17 protein-coding genes are annotated in these 22,789 nt (G+C 47.2%); 13 read left to right on the forward strand and 4 right to left on the reverse strand.

Translation table 11 applies throughout. From position 1 onward, the window contains the following. Nucleotides 1-203: 203 nt before the first annotated feature. The 8 genes from ACSTTG_RS15620 to ACSTTG_RS15655 all read left to right on the forward strand — a co-directional run bounded on the left by ACSTTG_RS15620 (nucleotide 204) and on the right by ACSTTG_RS15655 (nucleotide 10,436). Entirely contained in the window at nucleotides 204-1,325 is a 1,122-nt protein-coding gene (locus tag ACSTTG_RS15620; protein WP_438475480.1) for a glycosyltransferase family 4 protein, read from the forward strand. Beyond that, complete coding sequence (locus ACSTTG_RS15625) at nucleotides 1,322-2,275, forward strand: UDP-glucose 4-epimerase family protein (protein WP_438475481.1); 954 nt, start codon at nucleotides 1,322-1,324, stop codon at nucleotides 2,273-2,275. The genes ACSTTG_RS15620 and ACSTTG_RS15625 overlap by 4 nt, the downstream gene beginning before the upstream one ends. A 2-nt stretch (nucleotides 2,276-2,277) precedes the next feature. After that, nucleotides 2,278-2,835, forward strand: a complete 558-nt coding sequence (locus tag ACSTTG_RS15630; RefSeq protein ID WP_438475482.1) for a sugar transferase — start codon at nucleotides 2,278-2,280, stop codon at nucleotides 2,833-2,835. A 169-nt stretch (nucleotides 2,836-3,004) separates the two neighbouring features. After that, complete coding sequence (locus tag ACSTTG_RS15635) at nucleotides 3,005-4,963, forward strand: polysaccharide biosynthesis protein (protein WP_438475483.1); 1,959 nt, start codon at nucleotides 3,005-3,007, stop codon at nucleotides 4,961-4,963. A gap of 916 nt (nucleotides 4,964-5,879) precedes the next feature. Beyond that, nucleotides 5,880-6,431, forward strand: a complete 552-nt coding sequence (gene rfbC, locus ACSTTG_RS15640) for a dTDP-4-dehydrorhamnose 3,5-epimerase (RefSeq protein WP_438475484.1) — start codon at nucleotides 5,880-5,882, stop codon at nucleotides 6,429-6,431. After that, nucleotides 6,428-7,510 (forward strand): DegT/DnrJ/EryC1/StrS family aminotransferase, encoded by a 1,083-nt coding sequence (locus tag ACSTTG_RS15645; protein WP_438475485.1) that lies wholly within the window; start codon nucleotides 6,428-6,430, stop codon nucleotides 7,508-7,510. Before rfbC ends, ACSTTG_RS15645 begins: the two co-directional genes overlap by 4 nt. Beyond that, nucleotides 7,510-8,127 carry an acetyltransferase gene (locus ACSTTG_RS15650; protein WP_438475486.1) on the forward strand — a complete coding sequence of 206 codons (618 nt, stop codon included), beginning with the start codon at nucleotides 7,510-7,512 and terminating at the stop codon, nucleotides 8,125-8,127. The genes ACSTTG_RS15645 and ACSTTG_RS15650 overlap by 1 nt, the downstream gene beginning before the upstream one ends. A gap of 347 nt (nucleotides 8,128-8,474) precedes the next feature. Further along, complete coding sequence (locus ACSTTG_RS15655) at nucleotides 8,475-10,436, forward strand: polysaccharide biosynthesis protein (RefSeq protein ID WP_438475487.1); 1,962 nt, start codon at nucleotides 8,475-8,477, stop codon at nucleotides 10,434-10,436. A gap of 72 nt (nucleotides 10,437-10,508) precedes the next feature. Here the strand turns inward: ACSTTG_RS15655 and ACSTTG_RS15660 are convergent, their stop codons facing one another. Continuing rightward, nucleotides 10,509-10,739 (reverse strand): hypothetical protein, encoded by a 231-nt coding sequence (locus ACSTTG_RS15660; protein WP_438459858.1) that lies wholly within the window; start codon nucleotides 10,737-10,739, stop codon nucleotides 10,509-10,511. Nucleotides 10,740-11,184: 445 nt separating this feature from the next. On the opposite strand from ACSTTG_RS15660, the gene ACSTTG_RS15665 reads away from it, so the two are divergent. From ACSTTG_RS15665 to ACSTTG_RS15675, 3 genes are read left to right on the forward strand one after another with little or no spacing between them, the layout of a single operon-like run. Then, complete coding sequence (locus ACSTTG_RS15665; protein WP_438475488.1) at nucleotides 11,185-13,320, forward strand: YjbH domain-containing protein; 2,136 nt, start codon at nucleotides 11,185-11,187, stop codon at nucleotides 13,318-13,320. A 54-nt stretch (nucleotides 13,321-13,374) separates the two neighbouring features. Next, nucleotides 13,375-13,932 carry an outer membrane beta-barrel protein gene (locus tag ACSTTG_RS15670; protein ID WP_438459860.1) on the forward strand — a complete coding sequence of 186 codons (558 nt, stop codon included), beginning with the start codon at nucleotides 13,375-13,377 and terminating at the stop codon, nucleotides 13,930-13,932. Between the two features lie 60 nt (nucleotides 13,933-13,992). Continuing rightward, nucleotides 13,993-15,831, forward strand: coding sequence for a hypothetical protein (locus ACSTTG_RS15675; RefSeq protein ID WP_438475489.1), 1,839 nt, complete (start codon nucleotides 13,993-13,995; stop codon nucleotides 15,829-15,831). Nucleotides 15,832-15,913: 82 nt separating this feature from the next. Here ACSTTG_RS15675 and ACSTTG_RS15680 read toward each other — a convergent pair whose 3' ends face one another. Beyond that, nucleotides 15,914-17,437, reverse strand: coding sequence for a capsule assembly Wzi family protein (locus ACSTTG_RS15680; protein WP_438475490.1), 1,524 nt, complete (start codon nucleotides 17,435-17,437; stop codon nucleotides 15,914-15,916). Between the two features lie 162 nt (nucleotides 17,438-17,599). Between ACSTTG_RS15680 and ACSTTG_RS15685 the strand changes: the two genes are divergently transcribed. Then, complete coding sequence (locus tag ACSTTG_RS15685) at nucleotides 17,600-18,766, forward strand: nucleotide sugar dehydrogenase (RefSeq protein WP_438459863.1); 1,167 nt, start codon at nucleotides 17,600-17,602, stop codon at nucleotides 18,764-18,766. A gap of 248 nt (nucleotides 18,767-19,014) precedes the next feature. Here ACSTTG_RS15685 and ACSTTG_RS15690 read toward each other — a convergent pair whose 3' ends face one another. Both ACSTTG_RS15690 and argE read right to left on the reverse strand, forming a co-directional pair. Beyond that, the gene (locus ACSTTG_RS15690) at nucleotides 19,015-20,001 is read right to left on the reverse strand and encodes a bile acid:sodium symporter family protein (protein WP_438475491.1); all 987 of its coding nucleotides are present in this window, start codon (nucleotides 19,999-20,001) and stop codon (nucleotides 19,015-19,017) included. A gap of 436 nt (nucleotides 20,002-20,437) precedes the next feature. After that, nucleotides 20,438-21,574 carry an acetylornithine deacetylase gene (gene argE / locus ACSTTG_RS15695; RefSeq protein WP_438475492.1) on the reverse strand — a complete coding sequence of 379 codons (1,137 nt, stop codon included), beginning with the start codon at nucleotides 21,572-21,574 and terminating at the stop codon, nucleotides 20,438-20,440. Between the two features lie 200 nt (nucleotides 21,575-21,774). Between argE and argC the strand changes: the two genes are divergently transcribed. Continuing rightward, nucleotides 21,775-22,785, forward strand: a complete 1,011-nt coding sequence (gene argC, locus ACSTTG_RS15700; protein ID WP_438475493.1) for an N-acetyl-gamma-glutamyl-phosphate reductase — start codon at nucleotides 21,775-21,777, stop codon at nucleotides 22,783-22,785. Nucleotides 22,786-22,789 lie beyond the last annotated feature (4 nt).

Raw genomic sequence — 22,789 nt, forward strand, 5'->3', positions numbered from 1 at the left:
TTCCAGTGGCAATGATAGGTGGAGTAGCCATTGATATAAATTCAAATCATTACCAGTTAACTCATGGTTTGTATTTTAGTGGTCAAAAATCCTAAGGGTGTCTTTGGTAATAATTACACTTATGATTAGTTTAATTAAGTTAAAGTGGAAGTTTTCGCCAAGTTTAAATCATTGTCGTTTCAAGTCTTATTGTGGCTAAAATTATGAAAAGAAAAATTTTATTTGTCGTCAACGTTGATTGGTTTTTTGTCTCACATCGACTCCCTATCGCTCGAGCCTTAGTTGAGATGGGCTATGATGTTCATATAGCGTGTGCGGAAACCGAGTATCGTCAACACATTGAACAAGAGGGCATTGTCTTTCATGAAGTGCCATTCAGTCGAAGCGGTACTAATGTTCTCAATGAGATGTTAGTGTTATATAAGCTTGGGAAAGTCATTAGGCTTGTTGAGCCATATATAATGCATAGTGTTACAATAAAGCCAGTTATTTATGCCAACATTATGGCTCGCTCAAAACGGGATATAAAAAGAGTTTCTGCTATTTCTGGGCTTGGTTATACCTTTATTGGTATGGAGCTAAAAACTAGGATCCTAAGATATTTTGTCTCACTGCTATATAGGTTTGCGCTCAAAGACTCCCAAAAAATTATTTTTCAGAATGTCGATGATCTCGCAACAATCTCTAAGATAAAGGCTGTTGGAGAATCAAATACAACGATTATAAGGGGCTCTGGTGTTGATTTAGAACAATATTGTTACCAAGCAGAGCCAAGTGGCGACAAGCTCGTTGTTATGATGGTTTCTAGGCTACTGATTGATAAAGGCGTAACCGAATTCCTTGAGGCCGCAAATCAGATAACCAAGAAAAACGATGCTGTAAAGTTTGTGTTGGTAGGTGATGTGGACGAAGGTAATCCCAAGTCCATCAGTTACTCGGATCTTGAAAAGTACCTATCACCTGATTGTATTGAGCATTGGGGTTATCAAGATGATATACCGGCAACAATGGCAAAGGCTAATGTCGTCGTTTTGCCTTCCTACCGTGAAGGTTTACCTAAGTGCCTGATAGAGGCCGCATCGATAGGCCGCGCCGTTGTTACAACGGATGTTCCGGGGTGCCGCGATGCTGTCGAAAGTAAAAAGACAGCGTTACTAGTGCCAGTAAAGACCATTGAACCATTAGTTAAAGCGATAGAGAAACTTCTTTATGACAATAGTTTACGTCATTCATTTGGGGTCAACGGCCGAATTTTGGCAGAGCAAGAGTTTGATATAGATAGCGTTATATCTAAACATATCGATATATACGAAGGTAGATTATGAAGGTTTTAGTCACAGGTTCGACTGGGTTCGTTGGGTCTAATCTATGTCAAAGGCTAGATACTTTGGGTTACGATGTTGTAAGGATGAGTAGAACAACATCTAAGGACAATTCCCAAAGCATTATCATCGATGATCTATCTGGCAGTACCGATTTCAAAGATAGCTTAGTTGGCATTGATACCATCGTTCATTGTGCCGCGAGAGCTCATGTCATGGCTGAAGATCAGATAGATCCGCTAAATGTCTATAGGCAGATAAATACACATGGAACTGCAGCATTGGCTCGCCAAGCAGCGCAATCGGGTGTTAAAAGGTTCATATTCATCAGCTCTATTAAAGTGAATGGCGAGTCCACAAACAATGACAAGCCATTTGAGCATAATAGTGAGCATAATCCGTCAGATAGTTACGCCCTCTCCAAGTCTGAAGCTGAGAAAGCGTTGCTAGAGATCGCTTCCAATACTGGGATGGAGCTTGTGGTCATAAGGCCGACATTGGTTTATGGGCCTGGAGTTAAAGCAAACTTCTCTTCATTGATGAGGCTTGTTTCAAAGCGCTTCCCCCTTCCATTTGCTTCAATCACTGGTAACAAAAGAAGCTTGGTCTCTGTCTCAAATCTTGTTGATTTGATAGCTACGTGTATCGAACATCCTCGCGCCGCGGGTCAAACCTTTCTGGTCTCAGATGACCATGATATTTCTACTTCAGAGATGATCACCCAGATGGCCAAAGCCCTTGGTAATTCTAACCGTCAGGTTCCTTTCCCTATCGGTTGTTATCGTCTTATTGGGACATTACTCAAGAAACAAGATGTAGTTGAGCGCCTGTTAGGGTCCTTACAAGTCGATATAGCCCACACCAAACAAACACTTGACTGGGCTCCTCCTCAAACTCTTGAAGAGGGATTCCTAGAAGCTGCAGATTCACTTAGATATAAGAAGAAAATTTAACTATGATTCGTTTGATAGATTTTTTGGCATCGTTAATTGGTTTGATTGTCCTATGGCCAATCATATTGTTGGTGTTTATTATTGGTTTGTTTGATACAGGCTCGCCAGTTTTTATACAAGAGCGAGTTGGTCGCAATAAAAAACCATTTAAGCTGATTAAATTTAGAACCATGAAGACTGATACAAAATCAGTTGCCAGTCATTTAGCCAGTAATAGTTCAATCACAAAATTTGGTTTAGTTTTGCGCCGAACAAAGATTGATGAGCTGCCACAACTTATCAATGTACTTAAAGGAGAGATGAGCCTCGTCGGTCCTAGACCTAACTTATTCAATCAAAGTGAACTCATAGAAGAACGAGATGCGAACGGTGTTTATGATGTTCTTCCTGGCATTACTGGGCTGGCTCAAGTACAAAATATTGATATGTCGACACCTGAACTGTTGGCTAAAACCGACAGACAAATGATAGATACGCTGACTGTCAGAGATTATTTTAAATATATCATTATGACTATTACTGGCAGTGGCTCTGGTGATGCGGTAAAGGGTAAAAGCTAGCTTATATTAAAGAAACGGTACTGGCTGCTAAATGATCATTATTATGATAAATAGCCATTATTTGCTGTGGTCAAATCTAAAGGTGCCATTCATTTAATACTCTCTTTATCGTCACAACACTGTTTTTGATAACTGAATATATAAATAACCTAACTATAAAAAATAAATTATGCAACGTCTTCAATTTATATGGCAGCTTTCACGTACCAATAAGCGCATCGTTAGTGTGCTTATTGACTGTTTACTAATCTTTTTCGCGTTCCACTTAGCGTTGTTTGCTCGGTCCGGGAACCTTGACCATTTGACTGAACCGAGTCTTTGGGGGCTGTTATGCATGCTCTCCTTAGTTTCCGTAACAGTATTTACTCGTCTTGGTTTATATCGGGCGGTACTCCGCTATCTGACTTTCCAAGCACTTTTCGTGATAAGTATCGGGGCGATTTGCTCGTCGGTGTTGTTTGCAGCAATGGGGCTTTATATCGACTATTCCATTGCAGGGACTGTACCGATTATTTATGGCGCTTTTTTAGCGCTATTTTGCGGTGCACCACGCGTGATTGTTCGCTCACTGGTTGCGCAGAGTTATACAAAGCAAAGCAAAGAAGTCGTAATTTACGGCGCTGGCTCAGGTGGCCGCCAGCTTGCTATGGCGCTTCGTGGCACCGGCGATTATCGTGTCCGTGCTTTTATCGATAAAGATACGACGTTAACCAATACTATGATTTTGGGGTTACCGGTATTGCCTCTTGAGGATGTGGCGCCGATTATTGATAAATACAGTGTTTCTCAAGTGCTCCTTGCCGTACCAAGCGCTAGTCGTGCTCGGCGTAAGGTGATACTTGATGATCTAGCAAAGTTGCCGGTAGAGGTGTTAACTGTGCCAGATATGACCGATATTGTGTCGGGCGAAGCCAAGATCGATGAGCTTAAAGATGTACCAATTGAGGATTTACTAGGACGCGATCCAGTCGCGCCACAACCGGTGCTGCTAGAAGCAAACATCACTGGCAAGGTTGTCATGGTAACCGGGGCCGGTGGCTCAATTGGTTCTGAGCTTTGTCGTCAAATAGTGATGCAAAATCCCACCTCTATTGTTCTATTTGAACTGTCTGAGTTTGGTTTGTATCAAATTGACCGCGAGTTAAATTCTCTTAAGATAGAGAGAGGCTTGAGCTGTGAGATTGTTCCCCTGTTAGGGTCTGTCCAACGTGAGCACCGCCTAGAAACTGCGATGAAGTCGTTCGGGGTGCAAACGGTTTATCACGCTGCGGCTTATAAACACGTTCCTCTTGTTGAATACAATGTAATAGAAGGTGTGCGCAATAATATTTATGGCACCTTCTATACTGCCCGTGCCGCAATAGAGGCGGGTGTTGAATCCTTTGTCCTAATTTCCACAGATAAAGCCGTACGCCCAACCAATGTGATGGGCACGACTAAACGTATGGCAGAACTGGGTCTTCAGGCTCTAGCTGAGCAAGAGAATAAAAAGAAACAAGGTACTCGTTTTTGCATGGTACGCTTTGGTAATGTTCTCGGCTCATCGGGCTCGGTGATCCCTTTGTTCAAAGGGCAAATTGCCGCAGGTGGCCCAGTTACTGTTACCCATCCGGATATCACCCGCTACTTCATGACGATTCCTGAAGCCGCTCAGCTTGTGATCCAAGCTGGTGCGATGGGTAAGGGAGGGGATGTGTTTGTGCTTGATATGGGTGAGTCGGTCAAGATCATCGATTTAGCGAAAAACCTAATTCAGCTATCAGGTCTTGAAGTGAAGTCGGATGAGAACCCTCATGGTGATATCGAGATCCAGTATGCCGGTCTTCGACCAGGTGAAAAGCTCTATGAAGAGCTTCTGATTGGCGATAATGTCAATAAGACGGCACACGAGCGAATTATGACTGCTCAAGAAGTTCACTTGCCGCTCAGTGAGTATCAAGACCTGCTTGACCAACTTGATACTGCCTGCCACCAAATGCAACATGAAACCATCCGTGAGCTTCTATTGAATGCACCGACCGGTTTCGCACCAAGTGATGGCATTGGTGATTTGGTGTGGAATCACAGTCAGGAAGAGTCAGAAGAAGCAAAATTGAGTGTTGTAGTTAATAACCAGGCTCGTGCTTAGGGCATAATTCTGGGCTAAAGTGTCAAAGCATTAAGATATTCCTAAACAAATGGCAGTTGACCTAGGTGAGCTGCCATTTTTCTTTTTAACGCTGTCTGGAAAGTAAATACTGATTAAAAGCTGTTTATTCCCCGCCGCCGGATACGGTACCCATTTACTCCACACAACCAAACTTATGCCGTTGAGCCTTTACAGTTTGAAATGAGGCAACGCATTGAGTCGCTGTACAAACTCTTCTGAGTTGGGAAATCTTAGATAATCACTTTGGGTCCCTTGTCCCCCTCTCTTTAATAAAGAGTCAAGAAACTCAGTCGTGACGGCTTCTTGGGACCCAATTAATTCTTCAAAAATATTATCGATCAAGCGAGATGCCACCTCAAAATCGCGTTGGCAATGATGCTTACTGTACTTCCAGCTTAGTAATTCGGCTACCGGTATCTAGCTAAGCGACTCTAACTATAGGCTAACCTAAACATTCCCCGACATCTGCTTGTCAGGCATGCCGTCTGATTGTCCGAACGCTGTCTATAGCCATTAGTTGTTTCCTGAATGCAGTACTCTTTCTACGAGTCATCCCATGAATTGATAGTGGCTCCCCCCAAACGAGAGTATGCGCTTTCTGCTATGTGAGAAAGGGCAGAGTGTTCATTCGAGCGATAGCTATTGAGTAACAAAACAGCATTGTTATAATCCATTTGCCTGTACCCATTAAGGTCACAAGGCTTAGATTAGAGCTCTTCGGACTGTAGTTGTTACTAAGTGCACTAAAAAACAGGCATTTTTACTGAATCACCTCCTGCATCAGCAAAAAGACTACCAAATTTGCGGACGAATACAGACAAATGACGAGTACGTTTGCTCGTTAGTTGTTGGGTGATCGTTCTCAATGGCTAAATGCCCACACGGACTAAAAGATATGAAAGTTATAGACACCAAAATTCCTGATGTGAAAATTATTGAACCTACGGTGTTCGGTGATGAGAGGGGTTTCTTTATGGAGACCTGGCACCAACAAAGGTTCGAAGAATTAGTCACAGGAAAGCCAACAAAGTTCGTTCAGGACAACCATTCAAAATCAAAAAAAGGAATTTTACGTGGCTTGCACTATCAAACTGAAAACACTCAAGGAAAGTTAGTTCGAGTTGTTACTGGAGAGGTTTTCGATGTAGCGGTTGATATTAGACCGGATTCACCAACATTTGGTCAGTGGGTTGGTGAGTATCTATCGAATGAAAATAAGCGCCAATTATGGGTTCCTGAAGGATTTGCTCATGGATTTTATGTTACCAGTGATGAAGCAGAGTTTGTGTATAAGTGTACGGATTACTATAACCCTAGCGCTGAGGTGTCGATCGTTTGGGACGATAAGGATCTTGGGATACAGTGGCCAATAACCGTTGCCCCCATTCTTTCAGAGAAAGATAGAGAAGCAAAGTCGTTACGAATGATGTTAGAGGTGCTGAAATGATCACTTTGAATAGTCCAATCAAGCCAAATTTGAAAAAATTAACACCACTGCTTGAGAAAATTAATGAGAATGGTTGGTACACTAACTTTGGGCCAATGTACAAGGAATTGACGGAGAAGTTGGAAGACTATTTAGGTGTCGAAAACTTACTGTTGATGAATAACGGTACAACGGCTTTGCAGGTAGCAGGACGAGCCTTAGGCAGTAAGTCAGTCATTTCTACACCATTTAGTTTTGTTGCAACCGTGAGTGCATTTAAGTGGCAAAAGGATGAGTTATGTTTTGCAGATATTGATCCGCACAGTTTGAACCTATCTCCAGCCGCAGTTGAAATGGCTTATAGGAAAGGCTGTAAGGCAGATACATTGGTCGCCACTCATGTCTATGGTAACCCTTGTGATGTTGATTTAATTGACAATTTGAGTATGAAGAATAACTTTAAGGTTATTTACGATGCAGCGCATGCGTTTGGTGTCAATCTGAAGGGGAAGTCATTACTCGGTTATGGTGACGCCAGTACACTTAGTTTCCATGCGACAAAAGTGTTTCATACTGTAGAGGGAGGTGCTGTCGTTTTTAAAGATAGAGACGACTTCGAGATCGCAAGGGAAATTATTAACTTTGGTATTAAGCCTGGAAAAAACATAGTTAATGTAGGCATTAATGCCAAAATGAATGAATATCAGGCTGCGGTAGGCTTGGTTAATTTAGCCGACATAGATGATGTCATCACGCACCGACAAGAGCTATTTTTTGAATATAGAAAGGGCTTGCAGAGTCTTGTTGAACTCCCTGAATGGCACCCTGAGGCAACAGCTAATGGTGCTTATATGCCAATATTGTTGGAGAGCAATCAACAGGTTAAGAAATTAATTACTTTGTTGAGTGATAACGGTGTGGAAAGCAGGCACTACTTTTCACCATCACTAGATCGGGTTTATATCGATAGCCACAGTTATGGAACTAAAGTAAGCAACGATATTGCGGAAAGAATACTATGTCTACCTATGCATGCGCATTTGAGCATGAGCGATGTCAATCGAGTTATTGAAGTATTAAAAGTTGGGCTAGGTGATTAATGATTATTTGGGGTGCTAGGGGATTAGCGAAAGAATTATTAAATGGACTGAATGAGGATGGGTTGGATGAAAACATTGTTTTTTTTGATAACCTTTCTGAAAGCTATGACCTGTTCTTGGCGAAAAACTATCAGATTATTACAAACTTTGATAGTTTGAGAGCCTGTGGCCAAAATAAAATAATACTGGGTGTCGGTGGAGCTAGTCGTTATAAATTAGCAAGTCTTATCAAAGAAAATGGTTTTGAGGAAGTTGGTTATATCTCTAAAGAGGCTCGTGTTGGAAAGTTAGATAACCACTTAGATCCAACCGTTACTATTCTGCAAGGTGCTAGGGTTACAATGAGTGTAACTATTGGTAAATCTTGCCTGATTAACAAAGATGTTATTATTAGCCATGATGCATCTGTTGGTGACTATTCTGAAGTTTCACCAGGGGCGAAAGTTTTAGGAGGAGTTCAAATTGGCTCATTTTGTAACATAGGTGCCAATGCAACGATACTGCCCAGAGTAAAGATTGGTGACAATTGCAAGATTGGAGCCGGGGCTGTGATTACTAAGGATGTTCCAGAAAATAGTGTGGTAGTTGGTGTTCCGGGGAAAGTAATAGGGAAATAGGTTTCCAATAGGTTGAGCCTATAATCACCCCGAGCTCCTTGATGTTCGCTGACGTGTGAAGCCCTGAGACGGGGCCAGCCGCAGAAACATGCCCCTTCTTTGTCGTAGCTGATTATGCGATCGTACTATTGTACTTAGATCTCTTCATCCGAATGACCCCTCTTTGTCACTACGTTTCATGCGCTTAGTGAGTTGGTTGTTTTTTGTTCGATCTGTGAGCTTCACCCAAGCACGCGGAAACCGTTCGGTTTAACCTGACAGGACTAAAGTAAGCACTTAGATGCTTATAAAAATATAAGTAGCTCACACGATTGAGCACAAATAAAAACAACGTCAGGTAACTCACTATGCAACGTCTGCAATTCTTTTGGCAGCTGTCACGTGCGTACAAGCGCATGCTCAGCGTGTTTATCGATGGCGTGCTCATCTTCATTGCGTTTCATCTCGCAATGGTGGCACGTCTTGGTCACAACCAACATCTGTTTGAGCCTCAAGTTTGGCTTATTCTTAGTGCACTCACTTTCGGTACTGTGCTGATTTTTGTCCGTGCAGGGCTTTATCGTGCGGTGCTGCGCTACCTTACTTTTCAAGTGTTGTATGTCGTTGGGGTAGGCACCATGGCTTCAGCGGTCTACCTGTATGTGCTTAACCTCAGCTTTGGTTTGCCACTGCCGCGCACCTTGCCGTTGATTTATGCTGCCTTTTTAGCGCTGCTGTGCGGTGTGCCAAGAATGGTAGTGCGTTCGCTGGTGGCGCAAAGCTCGGCAAAAAAACTCAAACAGGTAATTATCTATGGCGCGGGCTCGGGCGGACGCCAGCTGGCGATGGCACTGCGCGGCACGGGTGAATATCGTGTTCGTGCTTTTATTGATAAAGATACGACACTGACCAACACCATGATTCTCGGCTTACCGGTGCTCGCGATGGATGAAGTTGCGCCATTAATCGATAAATATGAGGTCTCACAGGTATTACTAGCGATCCCAAGTGCTCGGCGCTCTCGGCGTAAGGTGATCTTAAAACAGCTCACCAAGCTGCAGGTTGAGGTGCGAACTGTGCCGGATATGTGCGATATCGTCTCGGGCAAGGCGAAGATTGATGAGCTGAAAGATGTCCCGATTGAAGACTTGCTTGGTCGCGATCCTGTCGCGCCGCAACCAGCGCTGCTTGAGGCGAATATCAAAGATAAAGTGGTGATGGTCACGGGGGCTGGTGGTTCGATTGGATCGGAGTTATGTCGCCAAATTGTGATGCAAAACCCTAAGGCGGTCATCTTGTTTGAGTTGTCCGAGTTTGGTTTGTATGAAATCGAGCGTGAGCTTTCGCAGCTGAAAGTCGAAAAAGGACTGTTGTGCGATATTGTTCCTCTGCTAGGTTCCGTGCAGCGAGAGCACCGTCTCGATACCGCAATGAAGTCGTTTAAGGTGCAAACAGTTTATCACGCCGCCGCTTATAAGCACGTACCACTCGTGGAATACAATGTCGTTGAGGGGGTGCGCAATAATATCTATGGCACCTTCTATACCGCGTGTGCAGCGATTGATGCCGGGGTTGAGTCCTTTGTGCTGATCTCAACCGATAAAGCGGTGCGCCCAACCAACATTATGGGCACCACTAAGCGCATGGCAGAGCTCGGATTGCAGGCACTGGCGGAGCTTGAGAACAAGAAGCCGTTTGGTACGCGCTTTTGCATGGTGCGATTTGGTAATGTGCTGGGCTCTTCGGGCTCAGTGATCCCGCTGTTTAAAAAGCAAATTCTTAAAGGTGGGCCGGTTACGGTCACGCATCCTGATATCACTCGCTATTTTATGACTATTCCTGAGGCAGCGCAGCTGGTGATTCAAGCTGGTGCCATGGGCCAGGGCGGGGATGTGTTTGTGCTCGATATGGGCGAGTCGGTCAAAATTACCGATTTGGCGACCAACTTGATCCAGCTCTCTGGTCTGGATGTTAAATCCGCTGCCCATCCCGATGGGGATATTGAGATCAAGTTTACAGGGCTGCGCCCGGGTGAAAAGCTGTATGAGGAGTTGCTGATTGGCGACAACGTCAAACGCACCGCTCACGAGCGGATCATGACCGCGCACGAAAGCTACCTGCCGCTTAATGATTACCAAGCCTTGCTCGATAAGTTGGATAAGGCCTGTCACTTGCTTGAACATGACACGATTCGTCGATTGTTACTCGAGGCGCCAACCGGGTTTGTTCCCACGGATGGCATTGGCGATTTGGTGTGGACGTGTAATCAACAGCAGAGTAAGAAAGTTAAGTTGAAACGGAGTAACGTTGTGGCGCTCAAACAAGGTTAGCCGAGCAATGGGCCGACCCTTGAGGGAAAAACGATTTACCGGATCGGTAAATCGTTATGATTGTGTTTGGGATTATTCCGGGATCAGACGGCGGAATTTTTCGGCCTTCTTGAAGAAGAACAGTGAGCACATGCAAACAAAAATCACGGCCATTGCGGCAGTCATGTACTGCAGGTTTTCGGTCAGCATTAGCACCGCGATCGCAAGAAAGATCATGGCAATCACGCTCGCCTCGATAACCTTGCCAATATTTTTGCGTTTCTGGCGAAACTTTGCGTAACGATAAGTAAAAATGGTGCTCATGCGAACTTTCTCTCTTTGGGAAAATAATAGCGAATTGACCTAGTTATTATTAACGACCGATTGTGAAGGATTTAAGTGTCAAGTCGATGCAAAAAAATACAGGGTGGAACAGAGATCTAAGTTTACTGTGTTTTTTCTGACTAAGCACTCATTTTAAGTATGTCGTGCGGGTAAAAAGTAATCAGAAATTCATGAAAAGTATGTGCTAGATCACGCTATATGCAACAAAGTGAGCTTAAGCTAACCAGTTACAAGCTCTGACAGCGCTTTAGATTGTTGATGTTGAAGTAATTTATTCTAGCTTACAACTATAGGCCATTGGATTAGAAGGATGTAGATGGTGCTCAGACTGGTGCGTAGTAATCAGGTATGCAAAACCCTGATAGGTGTAAACGTAGCGCTTAAAAAAAATGGCTTAGCCAAGGCAGTGACAAGGAGTGCATTGTTGGTAAAGAAGACAGTCGTGGTATTGGCACTGTGTAGCCCTATGCTCGTGTGCTCTTTAGCAGGTGCTGAGCCGTTGAAAACAACGGTGGCGCAAACGGGTTGGACGGGGGTGCTGAGAACGCCGCATGCCGATACCTTGCCTTTCGGTGATGTGACGCTGAATTACAACACTGAGGATAATGTCGATTACACGACAAGTAGCCGAGCTCACGATACATTATTGATGGGGTTTGGATTATTTCCTTACACCGAGTTTGTCGCTCAACTAACATACTATGACTTTGATGCTTGCGATGGACTCTGTGATCTCTCTGTCGCTGGGAAGGTGGGTTTTGATTGGCTCATACCCAAGGAGTGGTTTCAGTTAGCCTTGGGCGGTAGCGATCTCGGTGGTCAGGCCGTGCGTCATCGTGCTTATTATGCGGTGGCCAGCAAGCAAGTCGCTCAGTTTCGTTTCTCACTTGGTTATGGCGATAATGATGCCAAAACCAATCATCAAATGGGTAACCATTATCTCTCGGGCGTTTTTGGTGGTGTTGAATATCAGCCCTTCTCTTGGTTGCAGCTGGTCAGTGATTACGATGGCACGGGGGCAAATGCTGGCCTTAAGTTATTCACACCTGAGGATTGGTTGCCGCTGGGATCAACTGCACATCTGACACTGCAAGCGTACTCGGATTCCGATACGCCGACGCGTGATAATAAGTGGCTTGGACTCGGGCTGACTTTGCCGTTGGCAGGGCCAAATTTTGCATCACGTTATAATCGAGGTAGTGAGTCGCGACCGGGTGTCGATATTACTCAGCCTACGGCTGTCGAGCAGGCTGCGGATGCAGAGATCAGCGAGTCCGCCGTTGCGCTAGAGAGCGCTAAGGCTACTCAGGCAGCCAGCACAAGCAATGAGCGTGTCTCTGAACCCACTCTTGCTTCTGGCTCACCACAGCAGCTTAAGGTTTTGCAAGGCAAGTTAGTTGAATATGGCTTTGAAAATGTATCGGTAGGCAGTGTCAATCAGACGGTGTTGGTGAAAGCGGAGAATAATCTGTTTAACCGCAACGAGCTGGATGCGATTGGGGTCATTCTTGGCTTGATCCGAGATAACACAGATTTTGCGCAGTTCTCTTTTGCTCTACTCAATAACAATATTCCTGTTATTTATATCTCAGGTAGCCAAGAAGATCTGCAAAGTGTCTTTGCGCCTCAGTCATCCGCTCAATCTCCCCGTTTGCGCATTTCAGAGACCAGTCGTGATTTTGATGATGTTCGTTGGGTGAACGAACGGGAAAACTCCCACGTGTTTAAGCCAAAAATCATTTTGTCACCAAGTCTTTATTCCACATTAGGTACTGAGTTTGGCGCGTTTGATTACTCGCTTGCGCTGTCGACCAATTTACAAGTGCCGGTGTGGACAGGTGGCTTGGTTGATATCAGGCATATGCTGCCAATTTCAAATTCCGATGATTATGAGGATGGACAACGATTTGGTCGTAATCGTCACCAGAGCGATATTGACCGTGCCCTTTTCCATCAAGGGTTGAAACTGCCCGGCAATATTATGACTCAGCTTAGCGTTGGCATCATCATGACCGATTACCTTGGTGGGACTGGTGAGGTTCGTTGGCAGTCACCCCATGGCAGACACCGATTTGGTGTCGAGGCTTCTCACTATCAGCACCGAGAGAATGACTCGATTGAAGATGCGAAGCCGGTGATTGCTAATTATCGCTATTATCTCGATCGCTATGATTGGGCGCTTGAGGCAACGGCAGGCGAGTACTTTTTTGGTGACCAGGGTTTTACTGTGACCAGCCGTCATTGGTTCGGGGATACCTCAGTAAGTGTTTACTATCAAGACACCGATCAAAGCTTTGCTGGCTTGAACATTTCTGTCCCACTGACATTTAGAAAGGACATGGCGCCAAATCCGGTGCAAATACGCGGTATCGACCAATGGACATGGGGTTATCGCACCATGGTGCGCAACCCTCAGAACTTGCTGGACTTTAGTGCTGTCCAGCAATCGGATTTGCAAAACAATATCGATCGCAATTATTACAACCGAGATAGGCTATCGGCTGGCTATATCAATGCCAATTTGACGAGATTGAGAGACGCCTACTTGCTCTATCGATAAGGTTTTTGGGTTTTAAAGGATTATTAACAGAGGCTAGAAAATAAGGGAAGTACAATGAAAAACAAACATTGTTTGGCACTGGCAGTGGTGTCTACCCTCACTGCATTTTCAACTGCCGCGCAGGAGATGACACCATCGTTTTATGTGGGGGCTTCACTGGGGGCGGGTAAACTCACCGATATGGACTCGGCGGTGACCAACTCGACAGGCGTTGATCGGGACACCACTGTATGGGGATTTTACGCTGGTGCACAGCTTGAAGAGTATCCTTGGCTTGCCGTGGAGTTGGGGTACGTCGATTTGGGGAAAGTATCACTGGATGATGTGCCTGGGGATTTTAAGGCATCCGGTTTTGATTTTGCCGCCAAGTTTATTTATGACGTCGATGATCAGTTTAATGTCTTTGGCCGCTTGGGCGGCATTGCTTATGACTGGGAAGCGAATGGCGTGGCATGTTGTGATGACTCTGATGTCTCAGCCACATATGGTGTAGGTGTGACGATGAATTTCCAAAATCAATGGAATGGGGTTTTAGAGTACCGCTATTACAACAACATCGGTGGTTCACCAGACTTCCATACTTATAACCTTGGCGTTCAATACGCATTTTAACGGCGCTCGGCTAGCTCGACGTGTTGAGTTGAAAACAAACACAATTAAAAGGCTTAAATCATGAATAAGACGTTATTAGCGACAATGATAGGTCTGGCAGTGCTAACCGGGTGTGAGCGCTCAGACAATAAGAATACAGTATACAACCCACCAACAGAGGCTGAGGCGTTTAGCAGCCCTTACTCGATTTCTTTTGAGGGGACAGGTGAGGGTGCTTTGGAGGGGCCAGTAAACTTCACCCTTCAGGGAGCCAAAAGTGACTTGGATACGCTAGAAGTCACCAATGCGACAAGAACCGATACTGCTGCTAGTGCCAGAAACGATGTAGAGCAGGAGGAGCGCAGTTATCAGACGGATACTGGTGGCTTCATCTTATCACGCAAAGAGGGGGCGAATGCAGAAGAGATTGAGCTTCAGCTTGTTGTTTTCCGTGACGGCTATTGGACATCTGGAAATACGATTGTCATTCCTGCGGAGGTAGATATCACTGATGAGGGGGCCGGCTTTCAGATCATAACACTTACCTCACAAAAGCCTGAGACAGATCAGGTAGCGGTTACCGCGACAGAGGGTAGCGGTGAGACCGATGAGGAGGGGGCCGTTATTGAAGAAATTAAGGTTCAAACGCCAGTTCCCGAAGAGGGAGATTCTAATGCGGAAGCGGTTGCGGGAGGATCTGTAGAGTTGACGATACCGCCAGCAACCGTTATGCGAGGACGGAACCAGGAAGTTATAACAGGCCCACTTACCGCTAATATGGTTTATTTTTCGAATGAGCCGAATGGTAATGGGGAGCTTTTTGAGTCTTCTTTGCAGGCCTTCCCTGGTGGTTTATCGCCAGCAGAAATAATTGCTTCAGGTGATACAGAAGAGCCGGACCCTGACTTGTCGGGCGGAACGTTTATTTCAGCTGGCTTCGCTGCTATCGAGATAAAAAATGATCAAAATGAGGTTGTTTCTGAGTTTAGTGATCCAGTTCCTCTCACCTTTAGAGTCTCTGGGGATACGAAAGACCCTGACGGCAAAAATATTGAAACAGGTGATGTTATTCCACTGTGGTCTTATGACGAGCTGACTGGGAAGTGGAAGGATGAAGACCAGGAGGTTGAGGTTGGGGATTATGATGATGCAACCAACACATTCGAAGTGACTGCGCTCATTTCACACCTGTCCTACTATAACCTCGATTACTGGAATCAAAACTGTACGATTAACTTTTCTACAACTGGGGTGGATCTTAATAACTTCCAAGTTGAAGCGAAGTTAACTCGAGATGGTGGTGGCTGGAGCCCTGGCTTGTTGCCACTTTGGGGAAGCTCTCATAAGTTGATCGGTGTACCTGCTGGTAGTGATGGTCGGTTAGAAATAATGCGATTCCGCAGCGGAAACGCTGAGAGCATAATTGAAAAGGCTGTCGATAAAGATGGGGACCCTATCACAGTGTCAGGCGGAGCGATCACAGGGAGCTTCTGTAATCTTGATGGTGCAACACTCACGCTAAAACCTGAGCCGTCAACGGATGTATCACTCTTGATGAGCTTACAAAGTCAATGTAGCGACACCGATGAGTATGTGGATCAACCGGGGGTGGTGGATATTGATAAAATCTTGTTTGGTATCCCATATCGAATGATCAGCTTTAATGTGCAAAAAGGTATTCCAGCGATTAATTTGCTTGAGCCTGGCACGTATCGCATATCAGGTACACTACAGGGAGACATAAAAGGGGATAGTACCGCTACGGATACAATCACTCTAGCGGCTGGCCAGTCTTCTTATGAGTACATACTTCCTTTTGATGCGGGTATCTGTGGGACTCCAGGTGGGGGCGGTGGTGGTACCGGCGGCACCGGTGGTTCAGGCGGCTCTGGTAGTAGTGGCGGCGGTGGTGGTAACTAAATCACTAAGTTAGCCTAAACAGACATAGGGAGCCTAGTTGGCTCCCTATGTTTTTTATGTTGGTTATCCCGTAATGGGGTGCCTAGAAGCCATACCGATACTGTACGTACCCCGATATATCATCTTCATTAGCTGTGCCATCACGATACTTGATATAACTGTACTGTCCCCCTAACTCAAGCTCACCTTGTTGCAGTGGGAAGCGATAACTAAAGTCCAACATCCAGGTATCTTCACCATCAGAGACCTGATTTCCACCCCATTCAGGGTTGAGAATAAAATCGTTGTTTTGCTTATTTAACCTAAGGTAACGAAAGTTAGCCTTCCACAGGTGGTTATTGCGATTATTGATACCGACAAAGCCTAGTGTGTAGGTGTTGGCATCGTTGTCATAGGTTGAGCCAATCACGCGACTGTGATAGCGATAGCCGGACTTATAGGTGCCGTGCTCATAGGCACAGTTGTACTTGTAGAAACAGCTTGGCATTGTCTCTGAATACTCAAAGAAGGTTGTGATGCGCTGATCGGCAATGTAGTAACTGATGTCTGCACCGTACAAATGGCTGTGTGCATTGAACGGTGGGATACGCCATTTGAACGAATCCTCGCCCATGATCTCGTAATAAATGCTGTACGGCACATCGCGCAGGGTATGGCCCCAACGAAAATCGATTGACGCGAGTTGGTTAGCCGGGTTATTGGCGGTCGGATCATCCTCACCTGGGTTACCACCGACATAATCGTTGGTGTCACCAATCAGCATTTTCCACCACTCTTCCAGGTCACACGCTTTTTTAAAGCCCTCGTTGGTGGTGCCGCAGATCTGCGCCGAGCGAGATACGCCAATGGTGAAGTTTGGGTGTGGTTGGATGGTGCCGCGGAAGGTCCATAGTAGTGCATCAGAGATGTAACGGTCGTCATTCATCCAGCCTACACCTGTGGTCAGTGTCCACGGCCCGAGCCACTCAAGGATGGGTACATCGAACGCTTCAGGGCGGTGGCGAGTGACATTAATTGATGGCAATGGACGAGCGTTGGTGCTCATTAACAAGGTGGTATCCCAGCCAGGGCCATACCATTGTTGCTGGTAGCCTGCGCTAATCACCCAGTTACCAAAAATCCCAGCGATGTAAGAGCCGTCTAACCGAGCGTCCTCACCGTCTTGCGCATCATAGGCAAGCGTGGCCTCTAGGTTGTATGCCCACCATCGCCCTTGATCACTGACGCCAGCAGTGACTTCGGCTTTCTCACGCATCGGTGTGCCAAAGTGTTGGAAGCGCGCGGGATCAGAGGCAATGCCCGCCTCGAGTTTGACTCGAGTGCCTTGCGAGGCGCGATAGGCACGATTAACCCGCTGCAGCGCGCTGGTTTCAAGGCTGGTATTGGCCTTGCCACTATTGGCGCGCACATCACTGATGATCCCGTCCCACATTAGGGGGTAGGTGGTGAGAGGGACAGTGATAATACCCGCATTAGCGAGCAGTTGTAGGTCGGCTCTTAAGTGTAGATCGTTAGGCTCAACCCAAGGTTTTGCCTGGGCAAGCGCAGCGCTGGCAAGCAGGACGAGACCCAGCCCTTGCCATAGTGTTTTTAGTCTTGGCTTCATCACAAAAGTAATCAGGATAATTAATATTATAGATAGTAATACAATAGTTTAGCATGGCTCGCGGAGAACGCACTCTTAAGCCATCTTTGATGAAGATCTTCATGCAAATAGTTGTTACTATTTGCCCAGTAAAAATTAACTTAGTATGGCTTAGAAAATACAATGAAAATAGCAATAGCAGGGACAGGGTACGTCGGGCTTTCGAACGCGATGTTGCTCGCACAAAACCACGAAGTGGTGGCAGTGGATATCATTGCCGAGAAAGTGGAAATGCTGAATCGTAAGCAGTCACCAATTGTGGATGCTGAGATTTCTGATTTTCTACACAACAAAACACTCAACTTCACTGCAACACTGGATAAGCAAGCGGCTTATGCGGGGGCAGAGTACGTGGTGATTGCCACACCAACCGATTACGATCCGCAAACCAACTACTTCAACACCAACTCGGTTGAAGCGGTGATCAAAGACGTGATGGCGATTAACCCAGACGCGGTGATGGTGATCAAATCGACTGTGCCGGTAGGTTACACTCAGCGCGTGAAAGAAGAGCTTGGCAGCGACAACGTTATCTTCTCACCAGAGTTCTTGCGTGAAGGCCGCGCCCTTTACGATAACCTGCACCCATCGCGTATCATCGTCGGTGAGCAGTCTGAGCGCGCGAAAGTGTTTGCTGACTTGCTGCTTGAAGGCGCAGAGAAAAAGGACGTGCCGGTTCTGTTCACTGATTCAACCGAAGCGGAGGCAGTGAAGCTATTTTCCAACACCTACCTAGCGCTGCGCGTGGCTTACTTTAACGAGCTAGACACCTACGCAGAAACTCACGGTCTGAACTCTCGTCAAATCATCGAGGGCGTTGGCCTTGACCCACGTATCGGCAGCCACTACAACAACCCATCGTTCGGTTACGGCGGCTACTGTCTACCAAAAGATACCAAGCAGCTGCGCGCCAACTACCAAGACGTGCCAAACGAGATCATCAGTGCCATCGTGGAAGCCAACCGCACACGTAAAGACTTCGTCGCCGATTCGATCATCAGCAAGCAGCCAAAACGCGTGGGCATCTACCGCCTGATTATGAAGTCTGGCTCAGACAACTTCCGCGCCTCAAGCATCCAGGGTGTGATGAAGCGTATCAAAGCAAAAGGTATCGAGGTTGTCGTTTACGAACCCGTCCTTGAACAAGATGAGTTCTTCAATTCACTCGTCATGCGCGACCTTGAAGAGTTCAAGGCCAGCTGTGACGTAATCGTCTCTAACCGTATGGTTGAAGAGCTGAGTGATGTTGAAGAGAAGGTTTATACTCGCGACTTGTTTGGTAGCGACTAAAAACACAGGTGCGGGGCTCGAGGACGCTTCGCTTCGGGGTTCGAGGAGTTTTGTCGGCGTTGTAGTTTCCACACCCACCCCTCGCACCTCGGAAGGCTTCTAGCCTGAACCCCGAACCTCGCCCCTATGCAGGTTCGAGGCGCGGGGACGCTTAGCTTCGAGTTTCGAGGAGCTTAGTGGGCGTTGTAGTTACCGCGCCCACCACTCGCACCTCGGAGGGCTTTCAGCCCGAAACCCGAACCCCGCCCCTACGAAGCGCGAGCTTCGGCGTACCGGCTCGCCAATATCGCACAATAAAAAATCTGGATCTGGTGATAAAACATAATTGGCAGCAATAGCATGCCAAGCATTGGATCTGCGCCGAAAATAACCTTCGCCATCGGCACCCCCGCGGCAAGGGTTTTCTTGGTGCCGCAGAAGACGGCGGCAATTTCATCTTCGCGGTTGAAGCCGGCTTTGCGGGCTATCCACTGCATGCTGTGGACGACGATGACTAGGATGATGGAGGTTGCGGCTAATGTTAGGGCTAGCGTTGATAGGGCGAAGTCTTGCCAGATGCCGTCGGCGACTGAATCGCTGAAGGCATTGAACACGATAAGCAGGATCACCCATTTGTCGATCTTGTTGATGATCGCTTTGTGCGGCTCAAAATGAGAGAGTAGGGCAGGGCGTAACAACTGACCGAGTGCCATCGGTAGCAGCAGCATTGAAGAGATTGAGACGATCGTATCCCACATGTCCATCTCCACGCCATCCATACCCATAAACCACTGGATCAGCATTGGTGTGATTAACACGCCTAGCACACTCGAAAGCGAAGCATTGAAAATCGCTCCAGGCACATTACCTTTCGCCGCACTGGTCATCGCCACCGATGAAGAAATCGTACTCGGCAAGACAAACAAATAACAAAAACCAAACGCCAAAGCCGCCGGCATCAAAGCATGAAACACATCCCCAAACACCAGCCATAGAATCGGATAAGCAATAAACGTCGCACTCTGGACAAACACATGTAATCGCCAGTTAGTCACCCCCGCTTTAAGCGCCTCAGGCGACAACCCCACCCCATGCAAAAAGAAGATCACCGCAATCCCCACCGCCGTCACCTGATCAAGATGCAATAGCCCCGAAGATTGCCCCACTGACGGTATCAGCACCGCCAGCACCACAGCAGTGATCATTCCGGTTAGAAACCACTCTTTCTTCAAATAGGATAAAAAACTGTTTAGCACGGAGTCTCCTTGCAGGGTATTTGGGGATTTTTCGTTATTCTACCAAATATGTTCCTGGGTTATAGGGGCGAGGAACGGGTTTCGGGCTATAGCCCTCCGAGGAGCGAGGGGTGTGCGCGGTTTGTCCAGCGATCACTGAACTCCTCGAACCCCGTAGCGCAGCGTGCTCGCGCCTCGAACCTTTATAGGGGCGAGGAGCGGGTTTCGGGCTAGAGCCCTCCGAGGAGCGAGGGGTGTGCGCGGTTTGTCCAGCGATCACTGAACTCCTCGAACCCCGTAGCGCAGCGTACTCGCGCCTCGAACCTTTATAGGGGCGAGGAGCGGGTTTCGGGCTAGAGCCCTCCGAGGAGCGAGAGGGTTTGCGCGGCTTATCCAACGATCACTAAACTCCTCGAACCCCGTAGCGCAGCGTACTCGCGCCTCGCCCCTTGCAAGATTAAAAGCAGTACTCGTAAATCGCCCGTTTCAAGATATCAACAGTAGGCTCAATAAACTCCAGCGAGAGAAATTCATCCGGCTGGTGGGCCTGGTCGATTGAGCCGGGGCCCATGACTAGCGTTGGGCAGAGCTCTTGCAAGAATGGGGCTTCGGTGCAGTAGTTGACCGTTTCGGCTTGGTGGCCGGTGAGGGTTTCTATGCTGCCGATGAATGGGTGGTCGTGTTGGCACTCGTAGCCGGGGATGGGCTCGTGGAGTGGGGTGATGGCGATGCGACCGGGCCACTTGGCTTCGACTTCTTTTAGGGCGCCGCGCAGCATATTGTCGAGGCTGTCTAGGCTGATGCCTGGGAGTGGGCGCACGTCGTAGTGCAGCTCGCAGCAGCCGCAGATGCGGTTGGCGCTGTCGCCGCCGTGGATGTGGCCAAGGTTAAGCGTTGGGCTTGGGATGGCGAAGCCTGGGTGGTGGTACTCTTTGATCAGCTTGTCACGCAGTTGCATCATGGCGAACAGCACTTCGTGCATGATTTCGATGGCATTGACGCCGAGCGCTGGGTCGGACGAGTGGCCTGATTTACCCGTGATGCGGATGGCATTGGCGACGTGGCCTTTGTGGCCGCGAATGGGCTTAAGGCTGGTGGGCTCGCCGATGATGCAGTAATCCGGTTTAAATGGGGCGTTGGCGGTGAAGTGACGCGCGCCGAGCATGGTGGTTTCTTCATCGCAGGTGGCGAGCACGTATAGCGGCTTTTGTTGCTTGCTCCAGTCGACGTTTTTTACTGCCTCAAGAATAAAGGCGAAGAATCCCTTCATATCGGCAGTGCCGAGACCATAAAAGCGCCCGTCTTTTTCTGTTAGGGCGTGTGGGTTAAAACTCCAGCGGCCTTCATCAAATGGCACGGTATCGCTGTGACCAGAGAGCAGCAGTCCACCCTCGCCAGAGCCGATCTTACCAATCAGGTTGTACTTGCCTGGCTCTACCAGCTCGGTTTCTACCTCAAAGCCAAGGTCTTTCATCCAGGTGGCGAGTTTCTCAATCACTTTCGCATTGCCCTGATCCCAGCTCGGGTCGCTGGAGCTGATCGATGGGGTGGCAATCAAGCCTTGATAAACATCAATAAATTTAGGTAATGACATATTCTCGCTACTTTCCCTGTTGACAGTGAGTTAAATTGACGGTAAAACACATATTAAGTCATTTTTAATGAATAAAAAACCACAATAAAACTAAAAATGAAAATTTATAGTCACTAATAGTTACGGCCATTAATGACTGAAATGACTAACAACCAAAGTCACTAAAAACAGTTTAATGCTAACCAAATGGAATCGGTAGGATGTCAAAGCTTTTAAAAACGGTCATAGTCGGCGCAAGCGGATACACAGGGGCAGAGCTTGCTCTGATGGTGCACAAACATCCTGAACTCACGCTATCAGGTTTGTATGTCTCCGCCAATAGCTTGGATGCGAATAAATCGATCGCGGAGCTGCACGGCAAACTGGCCGGTCTTATCGAAATGCCGGTTTCACCGCTGAGCGATGTCGCAGCGGTTGCTGCCGAGTGTGACGTGGTATTTCTTGCCACTGCGCACGAGGTCAGCCATGACTTAGCGCCGGTGTTTCTTGAGCACGGCTGTCAGGTGTTTGACCTTTCCGGAGCATATCGCGTCAGAAGCCAAGCCTTCTACCAAGAGTTTTATGGCTTTGAGCATCAATTCTCGCAGCAGCTTGAGAGCGCGGCTTATGGCCTAGCAGAATGGAATCAAGAGGCGATCAAGCAGGCCAAGCTTGTCGCTGTGGCAGGCTGTTACCCAACGGCTTCTCAGCTGGCCATCAAGCCGCTGATTGAAAGCAATCTTTTGGACGCTCAGCAGTGGCCTGTGATCAACGCAACCAGCGGCGTATCGGGCGCTGGGCGCAAGGCCAGCATGACCAACAGCTTTTGTGAGGTGAGCTTGCAGCCGTATGGGGTGTTTAATCACCGTCATCAGCCTGAAATCGCCACCCACCTTGGACAAGAGGTGATCTTTACCCCGCACCTGGGTAATTTTAAGCGTGGCATTCTCGCTACCATCACCATGAAGCTGAAAACTGGCGTGAGCGCTGAGCAGGTGGCCGAGGCCTTCCAATCTGCCTATCAAGGTCAGGCTGCAGTGCGCTTGAAAGCAGGCATTCCACGCCTGCAAGATGTTCAGTACACCCCGTTTTGTGATATTGGCTGGCAGGTGCAAGGCGAGCATGTGATTGTGGTGTCTGCTATCGATAACCTGCTTAAGGGCGCATCGAGTCAGGCAATGCAATGTTTGAATATTCATTATGGTTTTGAACCACTTACTGCACTGGTATAGGGAG

Source organism: Vibrio glycogenivorans, assembly GCF_051660965.1.
Taxonomy (GTDB): Bacteria; Pseudomonadota; Gammaproteobacteria; order Enterobacterales; family Vibrionaceae; genus Vibrio.